Genomic DNA, 18,083 nt, shown 5'->3' with positions numbered 1-18,083 from the left:
TGATGTGCATTTTTTGTCGGGTACCTTTGTAGAGTCCTCCGCACTTATGTCTGAAACAATGCAGGAAATTTTTCGCAAGCCAATAGAGATTGAATAAATATGTCAAAGGAAAGAAGGGTTATTCCATGTCAATGAGTGAAACCAATTTGCAACTTCAAGAAAATGAAGGCGCTGTTTACGTACTTACAGAAGCACAGCGAAGAATATGGTATATGGAGCTGCTGAATCCCCATACCACGGTAGCCACACTTAACAGCTTGCTTACCATCAAGGGGACGATACAAGAGAATTTGATTCTGGAAGTGCTGCAAACTCTTGCAATTCGTCATGAAGCTTTGCGCATGCAATTGCAGTATAGGGAGGGGGAGGAGCCTCTCAGCTATGTTGTGCTTTATAAACCATTTGACATTAATGTTGTGGATTTAAGAGAAAGTGAAGCTGAAGCATGGCGGGAAAACGTCGATTTTCTGTCGCGTCAGCCGTTCTCTCTTTTTGATTCCCCGTTATTTAAGTTCACCTTGCTTCGGACTGGAGAACAGGAAGCCAGATTGTTTTTGAGCATTCATCATATTATTGCCGACGGCTATTCGCTCAATTTGATAGGGAATGAAATCATTAGCGGCTATAAGGCCTTGCTTTGTCATGAGGAGCTTCCTATGGAACCGGCGCCTGCTTGTACGGGGCTGCTGCAAAGTGAGGAACAATATTTGCAATCTTCCCGCTTTCTGAAAGATAAAGCCTTCTGGGACGAAGAGTTCAGCACGCTTCCCCCAATTACACGGATTGATACTTCCCAAAGTGCGAGGCAGCTAGCGAGCAGTTCGGCAAGCTGTGTACATTATGAAATAGCTGCATCCGAAGGCGACGTTATCCATGCTTTCTGTGAGGAACAGCAAGTTTCCCCATTTAACTTGTTCGTGGCTGCTCTTTGTCTGTATTTGTCGCGAATTTGCGGAGATGAGGAGATCGTGCTCGGAACGATGTATGCCAATCGGACATCACGAGAACAGAAAGCGATGGTGGCGATGCTGGTCAGCACGACGCCTTTCCGTATGCGGCTGGATACTTCATGGTCGTTCGCGGATTTCCTGAAACAGGTGAAAGGCAAGCAAAGCGAACTGATTCGGCATCAGAAATTCCCGTTTAACCGGATTGTACCTGAGCTTCGCAACCAATTTGGCTTTACTGATGCGCTGCTGCCTGTATTTTTCAATTACCATCCGATGGAGTGGGATGCGCTGCCCGCTGACGCACCTTTCCAATATGAGACGAAGCCGCTCGGAAATGATCATCAAGATAACGAATTGACGGTGCACATTCGCGAACATGTAAAAACAGGCGAAATGGCTATTCAAATCGATTATTTAACAGACCTGTTTGCACGCGAAGACATTGACCTTTTGATTCAACGCTTGCTGCATGTGATCAGAGAAGCCATATCTGATCCTTTGCAAGTGATAGGACGTTTTAACATTCTGCCTCCTTGGGAGCTGCAGGACGTACTGAGCTCGTACAGCTTTGGACAGCGAATTAAGCACCAACAAGAGCTTTTATTGCACGAAATGTTCGAGGCGCATGCTGCAAACACACCAGATCGTACCGCTGTTGCGGGATCTGACGGCTCGTCGCTGACCTACCGTCAATTGAATGAGCGAGCTAACAAGTTGGCGAGAACATTGGGTCAACAAGGCATACGCCAAGGGGAACCTGTGGCCATTTTGGGAACACGATCTCCGCTCATCGTGACCGCTGTTCTTGCTGTATTAAAAGCAGGCGGGGCTTTCGTTCCGCTGGATAATTCGCTGCCTGCTGAACGGCTGGCCTATATGGTGTCGGATAGTGAAGCACGTATCCTGCTTACGGCAGATGATGTCATTATGGCTATTCCTGATGACTGCCAAGTCATTGATTTGAGACAAGAGGCAAGCTATGCCGAGGATGGGGCCAATTTACTACATCATTGTTCTGCTGAACAGCTTGCGTATGTCATCTACACGTCTGGAACTACAGGCAGACCGAAGGGGGTTATGGTCGATCAACTCAGTTGGGCTGAAACAGCGAGGTCTTGGGGCCATGAATATAAACTGGAAGTTATGGAGGTAAGGCTCCTGCAATTGGCGAGCTTTTCTTTTGACGTGTTTGCTGGCGATTTGGCCAGAGCATGGCTCAGTGGAGGGCTGCTTGTCTTATGTTCGGACGAGGCTCGTCTCAGCTTGCCTCGTCTCCATGCCGCTATCGTCGAATACGGCATTACGCTGCTGGAATCAACGCCAGCATTGCTTGTACCGCTGATGGATTATATATATGAGAATGATTTAAGTACGGGGCAACTGCGTTTGTTAATTATGGGCTCTGACCGCTTTCCTGCGAAAGACTTTCAGAGGGTGCACGAGCGTTTCGGCTCTGCCATGCGCATTCTCAACAGTTATGGGGTAACGGAAGCATGTATTGATGCGTCCTATTATGAAGTGGGGATGGGGGGCATGCTGCCTCAGGAAGGAAGTATACCGATTGGTCGGCCGCTTCCTCATGTCAATCTTTACGTGCTAGGTCAGGGTGGAACCTTACAGCCCGTCGGCGTGCCAGGGGAGCTGTGCATTGGCGGAGCCAGCGTAGCTCGGGGCTACCTGAACAGGCCGGAACTGACGGCCGAGCGTTTCGCTCAAGATCCATTCGTTGAAGATGGGCGCATGTATCGCACAGGGGATCAGGCTTGCTGGCTGCCGGACGGAAATTTGCAGTTTCTCGGGCGCTTGGACGACCAGCTCAGTATTCGGGGCTACAGGGTCGAACCGGGCGAGATTGAAGCGCGTCTGCTAGATATTGAATCCATCCGCGAGGCGGTTGTTGCTGTCATGCCAGATCGCCAGAGAGAGCTGGTGCTTTGCGCATATTACACAGCAGAAGCAGCGCTGGAAACGGCCGAACTGCGAGCATTTTTGTCTTCGATGCTGCCGGACTATATGGTGCCTGCTGCCTTTAAGAAGCTGGAGAAGCTGCCTTTGACAACAAACGGCAAAGTGGATCGCAGAGCTTTGCCTGCACTGGATGAAATAGTTTCCTCCAAATTATACATACGTCCAGTTACAGATGCGCAGCAGCGGATGGCCGCGTTATGGCAGGAGGTGCTGGGTCAAGAACGGATCGGGCTGGAAGACAATTTCTTTGATCTTGGAGGCCATTCGCTGAAAGCCATAACGCTGCTGACGCGCATCCATCAGGAATTTCAGATAGAGCTCGGCTTGCGGGACATTTTTCAGGCCGTTACGCTCAAAGATTTAACCGAGGCGGTCAGCTCAGCCAACGAATATATTTACGAGTCGCTTATGCCTGCGCCACATCAGCCGTATTACCCGCTGTCATCTGCGCAGAAACGGCTATTTATGCTGCAGCAATTGGACGCTTCGGGACTTAGCTACAATATGCCAGCTGTCTTGCATTTGGAAGGGCCGCTGGACAAGCAGCAGATGGAGGCAACATTGGGCGTCCTTATTGCTCGGCACGACGCTTTGCGCACTTCATTTACAGTTGAAGATGGAGAGCCTGTTCAGCATGTGCATCAGCAGGTTGTCTTCTCCCTTCCTTATGAGGAAGCAGAGGAAAAAGAGGCATACGAGCAAATTTCGACTTTCATCCGGCCGTTTGACCTTTGCATGGCTCCGCTGCTGCGGGCAAAGATTGTACGTATTGGGGAGCAACGGCATCTGCTCTTGTTTGATATGCATCATATTATCTCGGATGGTATTTCTGTGCAAATTTTGACCAAAGAGCTAGCTGCATCTTATGCCGGAGAAACGCTGGAGCCGTTACAGCTGCAATATAAAGACTACGCTGTATGGCAGCAAGCCTACAAGTACACACAAGATTACGCCAAGCAGGAAGCCTATTGGCTGGATCAGTTTGCTGGGGACGTGCCTGTGCTTCAGCTGCCGACCGACGATCCTCGCCCGGCAGTACGCAGTTTTAAAGGAAACCGAGTAGACGCCGAGCTTCGGGGCGAGCTTGCAGCAGCGGTCCGGGAGCTGGCTCGCAAGAACGGTGCCACCGTATACATGGTGCTGCTAGCAGCATACAGCGCGCTGTTGTCGCGAATCAGCGGGCAAGAGGAGATCGTTGTCGGAACGCCTGTTGCAGGGCGTCAGCACGTGGATCTGTCAGGCATGTTAGGTATGTTTGTCAACACCTTGGCGCTTCGCATGTACCCGGAAGGCGACAAAACGTTTGCCGCCTATCTGCGAGAAGTGAAGCAGACGGCATTGTCTGCGTTTGAGCATGGGAATTACCCGTTTGAGGAATTGGCCCAGCGCATTGTTCAGCAGCGTGATCTAAGTCGCAATCCGCTCTTTGACGCGATGCTCGTTGTGGAGCATGCGGATCACGAGGAGTTTAAGCTGGCCAATGTCCATGTTACTCCGTACGCATTGGATTATACGGCCGCCAAGTTTGACTTGACGCTCACCGTGACGGAGCGGGAGGAAAGCTTCTCATTGAGTTGGGAGTATGACTCCGCTTTGTTTGGACATCGTACGATAACACGCTGGAGCGATTGCTTCCATGAGCTGCTGGTTCAGGCTGCTCGCTCCCAGGATGCGAAGCTAGGGACATACGATATAGTAACGGGTCAGGAAAGAGAGCAGCTGTTAGGCCAATTTGCCGGGACTAAGAAAAACTATGGCCCAGCAACCTCGGTGCTAACGTTATTTGAGCAGCAAGCTGTGGAAACTCCAGACCAACCGGCGGTCATTTTGGAAAAGGACGAGCTGAGCTACCGGCAACTCAATGAGTGGGCAGAGCAGCTCGGCGCTGAGCTGCGGAGGCAGGGATTGGGAGCGAACACGATTGTCGCTGTTATGACTCATCGTTCGTTAGAAATGGCGGTAGGCATAATGGCGGTCTTGAAAGCAGAGGGTGCCTACCTTCCGATCGATCCTGAATTTCCGATCGATCGCATCCGGTATATGCTGGAGGACAGCCGCCCTCATGTGCTGCTTACGTTCAGAACGTATGAGCCGCTCGTTGCGGAACTCCATCAGGACATTTCTGTTTTATATTTTGAGGACCACCCGCTACGGCAGATCCCAGTGAAGGCAGTAAAACGCTCGTTCGCTCCAGAACACTTGGCCTATGTCATCTACACATCGGGTACTACAGGGAAGTCTAAGGGCGTTATGATTGAACACGGCAGCTTGGCGAACACGATACAGTGGAAAAAACGCCACTATTCGTTTGGCCCGCAAGATAGAGCGTTGATGTTGAATCCTTTTATTTTTGATTCGTTTGTGACTCACTTTTTTGGGCCTATCGTCTCAGGGGCAGCCGTTGTTATTTTGAGTGATCAAGGCAGCAAAGATGCTTCAGCCATTCGCGAAGCGATCGTGAACCATCAAATTACCCATTTGCAAAGCCCTCCGAGCTTCTACTCTGCCATGCTGGAAAGCATGATGCATAAGGATTGGCGCTCGGTGCGAAGTGCGGTAGTAGCCGGCGAGGCGGTTGGCCTGCCTTTAATTCGTCGACTGAAGGCTATGAATCCCGATATGCAGCTGATGAATGAATACGGTCCAACCGAAAATACCGTCGTGACGACAGCAGTGGAACTAACGGAAGAGACGGCTGTAACCATTGGGCGCCCCGTACCGAATGCGCGGGTTTATATTTTGAATGCAAAAGGCATGCTGAATCCGCTCGGTGTACCGGGCGAGCTTTGCATTGCCGGGGCCGGCTTGGCCCGGGGCTATATGAATCAACAGGAATTGACGGCATCCAAGTTTACGGCTGATCCTTTCGTGAAGGGCGAACGTATGTACCGAACAGGCGATTGGGGCCGGTGGTTGCCCGATGGCACGTTGGAGTATTTGGGACGAATGGATCATCAAGTGAAAATTCGGGGGAACCGGATTGAACTCGGCGACATTGAGGCGCATCTATTAACGCTTCCAGAAATGAATGAGGTAACCGTCACTGTGATCGAGGAATCAGAGGGCAACGCCAGTTTATGCGCTTATTTTGTAGCGGAGCGGGAATACGCAGTGAAGGAATTAAGACAGCTGCTTGGCTTGGCATTGCCGTCTTATATGATGCCGTCTTATTTTGTTCAAATACCGCAAATGCCGCTGACTGCCAATGGCAAATTGGACCGCCGAGCGCTTCCACTTCCTGACAGCAGCAATCTGACCAAAGATGGCAGCTACTTGGCTCCGAGATCCGAGGCAGAACGAAAGATGATCGAAGTGTGGCAGGAAGTGCTGGGCGTACGTCCGATCGGGATTCGGGATGATTTCTTTGAACGAGGCGGGCATTCGTTAAAGGCCACGTTTGTTGTTGCACGAATGCAAAAAGAGCTTCAGGCCGACGTTACGCTGCGGGATCTGTTCCAATACCCGACCGTTGAGTCGATGACAGAAGTGATCGCATCCAGGTCGATGAAAATATTCGATGCTCTGGAGCTAGCGACGCAGATGGACTATTATCCGCTTACGAGCGTGCAAAAAAGGCTATTCGTGCTGCAACAAATGGAAGGAGCAGAAGTCAGCTACAACATGCCCGCCGTTCTGCGGATGGAAGGCATGCTGGACCCATTACGCTTTGAGTCCTCCTTGCAGCAGCTCATTTTGCGTCATGACGCGTTGCGAACATCCTTTGCATTCATTGACAACGAGCCCGTACAGCAAGTGCATGAGCATGTGCAGATAGCCGCAGCCTACCGGGAGGCGGAACAGCAGCAGCTTGATGCCGTAATCGCGGAGTTTGTACGGCCATTCGATCTTGGACAGGCTCCTTTGCTTCGCGTGGAGGTTGTGCGCGTGGAAGCACAGCTGCACTATGTGCTGCTCGACATGAACCATATGATCTCTGACGGCGTGTCAATGAGCATTTTTGTAGAAGAATTTACGAAACTGTATGCTGGAGAAAAATTGGAACCGCTGCGGCTGCAGTACAAAGATTATGCCGTATGGCAGCAGAAATACGCCCAAAGTGCCGTGTATCTGGAGCAAGAGGGCTACTGGCTCCAGCATTTGGGCGGAAAATTGCCTGTGCTGCATCTTCCTGCCGATTACACACGTCCGGTATTGCGCAGTTTTGCGGGGGACCGAGTCGATTTCAAGCTAGACAATGCGTTGTCGGAGGCGGTACAAAAGCTCGCGCTGGATAAAGGGGCCACTGTGTACATGGTGCTGCTGGCGGCGTACAGCACGTTCCTGTCGCGGCTGTCCAACCAGGATGAGATCATCATTGGTTCCCCTGTTGCTGGACGTCCGCATGCAGATTTGTCATCCATGATGGGGATGTTTGTTAATATGCTGCCTTTGCGTACATTCCCTTCAGGACCAAAGGGTTTTGCCCAATTTTTAGAGGAAATCAAGCAAACGACACTGGATGCTTTAGTGCATGGGGATTATCCTTTGGAGGATGTTGTAAATCAGGTTGTCAGAGAGCGGGATATGAGCCGCAATCCGTTGTTCGATGCCGTTTTTGTGCTGCAAAATACCGATTTGTTGCCCATTGCGCTACCTGACTTGAGCGTAGAATCGTATCCGTTTGCCGAAACATCGGCGAAGTTTGACCTCACGCTTCAGGTTAACGAGCATCAGGACGGCTACTACTGCTCCATGGAGTTTTCCACGGCATTGTTTGCTCGTGAAACGATAGAGCGCTGGTGCCGCTATTTTACGGACATGCTGCATCATGTAGTCGCTGAGCCGGATATGCGGCTTGCCGAAGCGAGGTTGCTTCGTGAGCAAGAGCAACATGAACAGCTTATGGCCTATAGCGGGCTACCTGTGTCGCCTGTGATGCAAGTGTCTATTACAGAGCGTTTTCAAGAAATCGTCCATCATCATCCTGAACGACTGGCCGTTGTATGCGGCGAGCGGCAGCTTACGTACGAGGCGTTGCAGCGCCAGTCCGGAGCTGTAGCCGGGAAGCTATTTAGAAAAGGGCTGCTGCCTCAAGCGGCTGTTGGCATTTTGGCTGAGCGTTCCATCGAGTTTGTTGTTGCAGTCATGGGCATTTTGCAGGCGGGCGGCGCTTACGTACCTTTGGACCCGGAGGCACCAGATGACCGTCACATGTATATATTGAACGATTGCGGTGCGGATTGCTTGCTCGTTGTTGGCGATTTGCGCGTGCCGGAACGGTATGAGGGGGCGGTAATCAGGCTTGATGCTGATATGCTTCTGGAGGAAGGTCTGGAGGACAACGGGGAATTGCGCACGATCCGTAAAACCCGCAGCGATGATCCTGCCTATATTATGTACACCTCTGGCACAACAGGCAGTCCAAAAGGCGTGCTGGTCACACACGGCAATGTCGTCAACCTGGTGACAGGAGGCGGGTATGTGCCGTTTCATAGCGATCATCGTTATGCGCAGACCGGCTCGGTCAGCTTTGATGCGGCAACATTTGAAATTTTTGGCGCGCTGCTTCATGGCGGAGCGCTGTACCCGGTAGAAAAAGACGTGCTGCTGAGCGCGAGACGATTAGGACATTTTATTGCAGCAAACGGCATTACGGTCATGTTTTTGACAACATCGCTATTTCACCACTTGGCCAATGAGGATGCGGGAATGTTTGCTGGGCTTCAGCATTTGATCATGGGTGGAGAAATATTGCTGCCGAAGCCTGTTCACGCTGTTCAGAAGGCTAGCCCGTCCATCACGATATGGAACGGATACGGGCCGACGGAGAACACTACGTTTTCGACTGCCTTCCTTCTCAGTGAGACGATCGGGATGACGAGCATTCCGATCGGACGGTCGATTGGCGGAACGACAGCCTACGTGCTGGGCGCTGGCGGTCAGATGCTTCCCGTTGGCGTACCGGGAGAGCTGCACCTCGGAGGTGCCGGTGTAGCCAAAGGCTACTGGAACCAGCCTGAGCTTACGAAGGAAAAATTCAAGTCTGATCCGTTTATTGAAGGTAAAACCATGTATGCAACAGGGGATTTGGCGCGCTGGCTACCTGATGGCAACCTCGAATATATGGGCCGAATCGATCAGCAGGTCAAAATTCGGGGATACCGGATTGAACTGGGCGAAATTGAAGCGCATCTGCTGGTGCACGCCGATATTCGTCAAGCGTCAGTCGTCATTCGGAAAGATACACCTGGAAACGAAGTGCTTTGCGCTTATTATGTTAGCGACGGTGTGTTAGATCCTTCAAAATTGAGATATATGATGAGCACAGCCCTGCCTGTATATATGGTTCCTGAGTATTACATCCGGCTTACGGAACTGCCGCTTACGAGAAATGGGAAGCTGGATCGATCGGCATTGCCTGCGCCTGCATACGATGCAGCGGCAACTGCGCCATATGTGGCTCCTCGTACAACGACGGAAGCTCAACTAGCGGCAATTTGGGAGGATGTATTGCAGACGTCGCAAGTGGGAGCGCGAGATAACTTTTTTGCACGGGGAGGGCACTCGCTAAGCGCGATGTCGCTGGCCTCGCACATCCATCAAGTGATGAATGTGCGAGTGGAGATTCGTGACATATTCCGTTTTTCGACTCTTGAAGCGCTGGCGCTCAGAGTAGAGCAGGGAGCGAAAGACCTGTTTGAGGGTTTGCAGCCTTCCGCTCCGCTTGACTACTATCCGCTGTCTTCCGCGCAAAAGCGGATGTACGTGCTGCACCAGCTTGAAGGTGCGGAAATGAGCTATAACATGCCTGCGGCCCTGCTATTCAATGGACGGGTGGAGTTTGCCCAACTGGAACGCGCTTTTAGGGAGCTTATCGCCCGCCACGAAGTGCTGCGGACCAGTTTTGAGATGCTTGATGGCGAGCCAGTTCAAAAAATTAGCGCAGAGGTTGATTTCAATTTGTCTTACCGGGAAGCGGGAGACAGACCAATAGAAGAAATGATTCGGGCGTTTATGCGTCCTTTCGATTTGGGCCTGGCTCCGCTGCTGCGCATTCAGTTGACGAAGCTGACCGATACGCAGCATCTGCTGCTGTTTGATATGCATCACATTATCTCCGATGGGACTTCAATAAGTCTTTTCATCGAGGAGATGACAAGGCTGTACGCTGGCAAACGTTTAGAGCCGTTATCCCTTCATTACAAGGATTATGCGGTATGGCTTGCAGCTAACAAACACTCGGAAACGTATGTCAAGCAAAAAGAATATTGGGTGCAGCAGCTTGGCGGTGATGTCCCGATTCTTCATTTGCCGTCGGATTTCCCCCGTCCAGCTATAAAGAGCTTTGCGGGAAGTCGGCTGGATTTTGTCATAGATGCAAAATTGAGCACCCATGTAAAACAACTGGCGCAAGACACAGGGACTACTTTATTTATGGTATTGCTTGCTGCTTACAACGTGTTCCTAGCGAAAATTTCAGGTCAAGATGACATTATCGTGGGCACGCCGATTGCCGGTCGTCCTCATGTCGACCTGTCCGATATGATGGGGATGTTCGTGAACACGTTAGCGATTAGATCAATGCCGTCTGTAGACAAAACATTCAGGGACTACTTGGAGGAAATCAAGCAAATTTCTTTGGCGGCGTTTGAACATGCGGACTACCCGTTTGAGGAAATTGTCGATCAAGTCGTTCAACACCGGGATGTGAGCCGGAATCCGGTCTTTGATGCGATGTTCGCTCTGCAAAATATGAAACGATCTGTTCTGCATATGTCAGATGTCGAGATCATTCCTGTCCCGATGGAAAACCCGACGGCAAAATTTGATTTGTCTTTGTTTGTCAACGAGTCCGCAGATGAGTTGCACGGCAGCTTGGAGTATGCAACATCGCTGTTTGAGGCGAGTACCATTGAACGTTGGAAAGATCATTTTATCGCATTGCTTCGGCATACCGTGGCTGAGCCGGACGTCATGCTCGGCAAGGCGAACTTGCTTAATGAACAAGATTTGATGACTCTGCATCGGTGGATGGACGGGCCTGTGAAGAAGCTCGAAGACACAAATGTGCATCAGTTATTCCATAAGCAGGCGGAGAAAACACCGGAAGCGGCTGCGCTCGTATTTGGCGATACCATGCTTACTTACGGGGAACTTGACCGTTTATCGGATCAAATGGCTGCTGCTCTGCGACAAGAGCAGATCGGAGACGGAAGCATTGTAGGGCTAATGGCTCAGCGTTCTCCCAAAATGATTATCGGTTTGCTTGGCATTTTGAAAACGGGAGCGGCCTTCCTTCCGCTTGATCCTTCCTACCCTGAGGAACGAATTTCGTTCATACTGGAAGATTCTAAAGTCTCTTGCCTACTGGTGGATTCGGATTCCGCCCAAACGCATGATCGCCTTGTCCATCGCAGCAAAACGAGAATCATCGAGCAGCTTCTTGCGACAATAAGCTTCAGCGATACAATTGAGGTTTCACATGAGCAGCTTCAAAGTCCGGCAGCGACCGAAAGCAGCCGGTTGCTCTACGTCATCTATACATCGGGTACGACAGGCAATCCGAAAGGTGTCATGCTTGAACACGGCAACCTCATCAACTTGATTATGCATCAATATGAGCATACTTATATTCCGTTTGACAAGGATGTGTTGCAGTATGCTTCGTATAGCTTTGATGTGAGCTATCAAGAAATTTTCTCGACTTTGCTTGCCGGAGGAACGCTGCACTTGATCGAGGAGGAGATGCGCCAAAATGCAACTGCGCTTTTCCGTTATGTGGAGGATCGAGGCATTCAGACCTTGCTTCTGCCTTCGTCGTTTGTCAAATTCGTCTGGAACGATCCGACTTATGAATCGGTATGGCCGAAGTGCGTGAAGCATTTGATTACAGCGGGAGAGGCGCTAATTGTTGGTCATACACTACAGCAATTTTTGCGAGAGCAGGGCGTAACGCTGCACAATCATTACGGTCCTTCCGAGACGCATGTGGCTACGACGTATACGATAATACCGAAAGAGCCGATGGTTGCGCTGCCTCCGATTGGTAGACCGATTAGCAATTCGTCTGTTTATATTGTCGATTCTCTGGGGCAGCTGCAACCGATCAACGTAGCTGGCGAGCTGTATATTGGGGGAGCTTGTGTCGGCAGAGGTTACCTGCATCAGCCTGATTTGACAAGTGAGAAGTTCCTTTCTAATCCCTGGTCACCCGGAACCCGGATGTACCGAACGGGGGATAAGGCCCGCTGGTTGGCCGACGGAAGCATTGAGTATTTAGGCCGTATCGACCATCAGGTTAAAATTAGAGGATACCGAATCGAACCGGGCGAGATCGAAACCAAGCTGCTGGAGTTGGACGGGATTCGAGAGGCAGCTGTAATTGCACTGCAAGATGAACGCGGCAGCAATGAGCTGTGCGCTTATGTGGCAGGTGAGCGTGAATATACCTTTGCTGAGCTGCATGCAGCGCTTAGAACGATCTTGCCGGAATATATGATACCGGCCTATTTCGTGCAGCTTGCAGAGCTGCCGGTTACGCGTAACGGAAAAATTGACCTTAGAGCGCTGCCGAAGCCGACGGAAAGATTGGCGGAAGGCGATTACGTCTCGCCACGGACGCAAGTAGAAACAAAGCTGGCTCTGCTGTGGCAGGAGGTGCTGGGGCTTGAGCGCGTCGGCATTCGCGACAACTTCTTCGAGCTTGGCGGCCATTCGCTCCGAGCGATGACGCTCGTATCGCGCATTCATCAGGTATTGGAGACCGAGGTTCCCCTGCGGCAGTTATTCCTTTCGCCTACGGTCGAAGGCCTGGCGGCTGTACTAGAAACAGCCGACGAGCGCGAATTTGAAGCGCTGGTGCCTGTGAAGGCTCAGGAGGCGTATCCGCTGTCCTCAGCGCAAAAGCGCCTGTACATTTTACAGCAGTTAGAGGGAGCGGAGCTTAGTTATAACATGCCAGCCGCTCTGCGTCTGTCGGGACCGCTGGATCGTCAGCGGCTGGAAAGGGCGCTGCAAGCGCTGGTGGCCCGCCACGAATCGCTGCGGACAGGATTTGCAGTAGTTGACGGGGAGCCGATGCAGCGTATTGCGGCGTCTCCCGTGTTCGCGGTAACTTACGAGGAGGCGACGGAGGAGGAAGCACAGGAGCGCGTTCGTACCTTCCTTCGTCCGTTTGACCTCAGCGAAGCGCCGCTGCTGCGGACGACGGTGGTGCGTATGGGCGAAGCGAATCATTTGCTATTGTTCGATATGCATCATATTATTTCCGACGGCACGTCGATGAGTATATTTGTGCAGGAGTTTACGAAGCTGTACGGAGGAGAAGAACTGAAGCCGCTGCGTTTGCAGTATAAAGATTATGCGGTCTGGCAGCAAAGCTACCGGGAAAGCGCGTCTTATCGGGAGATGGAGCGCTACTGGCTGAAGCAGTTCGCCGGGGAGCTGCCAGTGCTGAGCCTGCCGCTCGATTATCCGCTWCCGKCGGTGCGGAGCTTCGAGGGAGCACGCGTAGAATTCGAGCTGGACAGCGAGCTGTCAGCAGCGCTGCGGGARCTGGCCCGTACGAGCGGGGCGACGGTGTATATGGTGCTGCTGGCGGCGTACAGCGTGTTGCTTGGCCGGTTAAGCGGTCAGGAGGAGCTGATCGTTGGCACGCCGATTGCGGGACGTTCGCATGCTGACTTGCAGGGCATGCTGGGGATGTTCGTGAACACGCTGGCGCTGCGGCTGAGCCCGTCGGGTGAAAAACCGTTCTCTGCCTACTTGCAGGAAGTGAAGCAGACGGCGCTAAGCGCCTTCGAACATGGGGACTATCCGTTCGAGGAGCTGGTGGAGCAGGTAGTCAGGCAGCGGGATTTGAGCCGCAATCCGCTTTTTGATGCGATGCTGGTGTTGCAAAACACGGAGCAGTCGGAGCTGGAGCTGGCGGATCTGCAATGGACGCCGTACCCGATAGAAAGCGGAGCGGCGAAATTCGATCTGACGCTGTCGGTGAGTGAAGAGGAGCAGGGCATGCGTTGCACGCTGGAATACGCGGTGAAGCTGTTCGAGCAGGCCACAATAGAGCGCTGGGTGGGTCATTTTACGGAGCTGCTGCGTCANAGTAACCATTACAATCAGTGACAATGGAGTAGGCTGTTCGAGCAGGCCACAATAGAGCGCTGGGTGGGTCATTTTACGGAGCTGCTGCGTCAAGTGACCCGCGATTCGCATACAATGCTGGGAAGCATGGACTTGCTGACGGTAGGGCAGCGGGAGCAGTTGCTGGTGCACTTTAACGATACAGGGGCAGAAGCGCTGCTTGAGCAGCCATCGACGCTGCATGCGCTGTTTGAGGAGCAAGCGGCGAAGACACCGGAACGTGTCGCCGTCGTTTGCGGGGATGAGGCCTTGACCTACCAAGAGCTGAACGAGCGGGCAAATCGACTTGCCAGAATGATACAGGGCTACGGTGCAGGACCAGAACGTATTGTTGCGGTTCAGTGCAGACGTTCCGTAGAGATGGCCGTCGCCTTGCTCGGGGTGCTTAAGGCAGGCTCTGTTTATCTGCCTCTTTCTTTGGAAGATCCTGTGGAACGTATGCAGTTCCTTTTGAAGAACAGCGGTGCATTGCTATTGTTGTCTGATTCTGTGCAGGAAGCGCCGTGCCCCGTATTGCTATTGGATGACGCCCGCATCGATGCCGAGATGTCAGGAAATCTCTTAAACAATGCAAAGCCCGAAAATTTAGCGTATGTCATTTATACATCCGGCACGACAGGCCAGCCTAAAGGCGTTATGGTGGAACATCGCAGCATCGTTCATACGCTTCAATGGAAAGCTGCAACCTACCATTTTGATCAGGGAAAGGTACTTCATGCAAGCCCGTATGTGTTTGATGCATTCATCTCGCACTTCTTCGCACCTCTTATTACAGGAGCAACCGTCGTATTGATTCGAGATGAAGAACTGAAAGATCCGGGAGCCATTGCGAAGGCGCTAGTGGAGCACTCGATTACGCACGCTCAATTTACGACAGGGATGTTTGCAGTCCTGCTGGATATGTTGAAGCCAGCCCAACTAGCAACTGTGCGCAGTGTGGTGATTGGTGGTGAAAAGCTCAGCGGGACGCTCATTGAAAAAATACTGAATTATCCCAAAATTTCATTTGTTAGCGAGTACGGACCGACGGAAAACAGCGTAGTAACAACCGCTTTGCCTATCACTGGTGTCTGGCAGGAACATGGACTTGGCAAAGCGATTGGCAAAACGAAGGTGTATGTACTCGCAGCGGATGGGCAACTCCAGCCGATTGGCGTGCCAGGTGAACTGTGCATAAGCGGAGTCGGTCTAGCCCGAGGATATTGGGATAGAGCGGATCTGACTTTGGAAAAATTTGTGACGAACCCGTTTGAGCCAGGGGAGCGAATGTACCGTACGGGGGACTTGGTTCGCTGGCAGGCGGATGGTTCCTTGACGTATGTGGGACGAAGGGATGAACAGGTGAAAATTCGCGGTTACCGCATCGAGCTCAGCGAGATTGAGGCGGTGCTGCTGCGGGGGACAGGGGTTCGCGAGGTCATCGTGCAGGCGCTGCCGGATGCGGGGGGCAGCCATCAGCTGTGCGCCTACGTCGTAGGCAGCGAGCTGGAGATTCCGAGGCTGCGCAGCTTGCTGTCGGCTTCCTTGCCCGCCTATATGGTGCCGGCCTCCTTNTCAGCTGTGCGCCTACGTCGTAGGCAGCGAGCTGGAGATTCCGAGGCTGCGCAGCTTGCTGTCGGCTTCCTTGCCCGCCTATATGGTGCCGGCCTCCTTTGTACAGCTGGAGAGCCTGCCGCTCACGGCCAACGGCAAAGTGGACCGTCAGGCGCTGCCGATGCCAGAGGCACAGGCCTCGCTCCTCCCGTATGCTCCGCCTCGCACAGCGATGGAGCACGCGCTGGTGACGGTGTGGCAGCAGGTGCTCGGTGTGCCCGAGGTCAGCATCCATGACCATTTCTTCGATCTGGGCGGCGACTCGATCAAAGCGATTCAAGTCGCTTCCCGGCTGCTGCAAGTCGGGTACAAGATGGAAATGAAGATGTTATTCCGCTATCCGGTGGTGGCGCAGCTAAGCACCCATCTGACGGCGGTTACCCGTACGGCGGAACAAGGGGAGGTACACGGGGCGGTGCCGCTGACGCCGATTCAGCACTGGCTGGTGGAACGTGATCCCGTCGACCTGCATCATTTCAACCAGGCGGTCATGCTGTATCGGGAAGAGCGGTTTGACCGCGTGGCGCTGAGCGTGGCGATGCAGCACCTCGCCACCCATCATGACGCGCTGCGGATGACGCTGACGCAGGCCGAGGACGGCAGCTATGTCGCTTGGAACCGGAAGGTGGCGGACGGTGAGCTTTACAGGTTGGACGTTTTCGATTTTCGGGGTGAGCCCGGATGGAGCGAAAAGGTCGAAGCCGCTGCCGCTGAGCTGCAAGGCAGCATTTCGCTAGCGACCGGCCCGCTCATGCGGCTGGGCTTCGAAGCCGCTGCCGCTGAGCTGCAAGGCAGCATTTCGCTAGCGACCGGCCCGCTCATGCGGCTGGGCTTGTTCCAAGGTGGGGATGGGGATCATTTGCTCCTCGTCATTCATCACTGGGTCGTGGACGGGGTATCTTGGCGAATCCTGTTTGAAGATTTTTCCACTGCTTACGAGCAGGCGGTACAAGGGAAAGACATCCGGCTGCCGCAGAAAACGGACGCGTTCCAGACGTGGGCGCAGCAATGGAGCGCTTATGCAGGAAGTCCGGCAATGGAGGCGCAGCGTGCGTACTGGAAGCGGATCGTAGAGATGGCGGTTCCGCCGCTGCCCAAGGATTACGACTCAGGAGCCTCAGAAGCCTCAGAAGCTTTAGGAGCTTCAACGCTAGCAGCTAGCCAAACGCTGGCCGTGGAATGGTCACAAGTCCAGACGCAGCAACTGCTGAAAGAAGCGCACCGAGCCTACGGAACGGAGATTAATGACTTGCTGTTAACTGCCCTGGCGATGGCGGTTCAGGCGTGGAGCGGTATGGCGCGTGTAGGGATCATGCTGGAAGGACATGGCAGGGAAACGATCCTCACGGATGTAGATGTCAGCCGGACAGTCGGCTGGTTCACGAGCGCATACCCGGTAGTGCTGGAGATGAAGCCAGAGATGACCTTGTCGCAGCAGATCAAGCGAGTGAAGGAAACGCTGCGAGCGATCCCGGACAAAGGGGTCGGCTACGGCCTCCTGCGGTATGGGTCCAAGCAGGTGGAAGGGGAGGACTGGTCGTGTGACCCGGATATTTCCTTCAATTACTTGGGCCAGTTTGATCAGGATTTGGAGCGCAGCGCGCTTGAGCTATCCCCGCTCTCCTCGGGAGAGGCGATCAGCAGTAGAAGCATTTCCTTCAATTACTTGGGCCAGTTTGATCAGGATTTGGAGCGCAGCGCGCTTGAGCTATCCCCGCTCTCCTCGGGAGAGGCGATCAGCAGTAGAAGGCAACGAGCYGCGSTGCTGGAATGCAACGGGATGATCGCGGAGGGAACGTTGCGCCTGACCGTTAGCTACAGCGCCGCGCAGTACCGTCCAGCGACGGTGGAGCAATTCGCGCAGCGGTTAAAGCAGAGCTTGGAGGAGGTGATCGCGCATTGTATGGCTCAGGAGCGGACGGAACTGACGCCAAGCGATGTGGGGCTGCCTGATCTGACACAGGAAGAGCTGGATGCGTTGGTGCAGCGGAGCGCCGCCATCGGAGAGCTGGAGGAGGTGTACGCGCTGACGCCGATGCAGCAGGGCATGTTGTTCCACAGCCGCCTGGACCCGCAAGCGGGGGCTTATGTGAACCAGATGCAGCTAACGCTGCAAGGTGAATTGGATGTGGCAGCGTTTGAGCGAAGCTGGCAAACGATCGTTCAGCGGCATGCGGTGCTGCGGACGAGCATCGACAGCGGGTGGAGAAAAGAGCCGCTGCAAGTCGTGTACCGCCACCGGCCGTTTCAGCTCGCGTATGCCGATCTGTCGCTGAAACCCGTCACCGAGCAGGAAGCTGRCGTGGCGCAGTGGCGGACGGCGGAYCGGAGGCAGGGCTTTGATGTGGAAGCGGAGAGCCTGATGCGAGTGGCGGTGTTCCGCACAGGGAAGCATACGCACGAGCTGGTCTGGAGCTTCCATCATATTGTGATGGACGGCTGGTGYTTGCCGCTGAATAATCTTCTGCTTGTTCCCTTATACGGATCAAA

1 protein-coding gene and 2 pseudogenes are annotated in these 18,083 nt (G+C 53.2%); all 3 read left to right on the top strand.

What is annotated here, in order from left to right; all coding sequences use genetic code 11:
* Positions 1 to 125: 125 nt before the first annotated feature.
* Positions 126 to 13,960 (top strand): annotated as a pseudogene (locus ASF12_RS18675) (amino acid adenylation domain-containing protein); the annotation flags it as partial.
* 115 nt (positions 13,961 to 14,075) lie between these two features.
* Positions 14,076 to 15,553: pseudogene (locus tag ASF12_RS35765) on the top strand (non-ribosomal peptide synthetase); the annotation flags it as partial.
* An 83-nt stretch (positions 15,554 to 15,636) separates the two neighbouring features.
* Positions 15,637 to 18,083 (top strand): condensation domain-containing protein (locus ASF12_RS18665; RefSeq protein WP_327204933.1); only part of this gene is annotated, 2,447 nt, incomplete at its 3' end.

Origin of the sequence: Paenibacillus sp. Leaf72, from assembly GCF_001422685.1 — a bacterium.
Taxonomy (GTDB): domain Bacteria; phylum Bacillota; class Bacilli; order Paenibacillales; family Paenibacillaceae; genus Pristimantibacillus.
The sequence above is the reverse complement of the archived record's forward strand: the minus strand, read 5'-3'. Positions and strand labels throughout refer to the sequence as shown.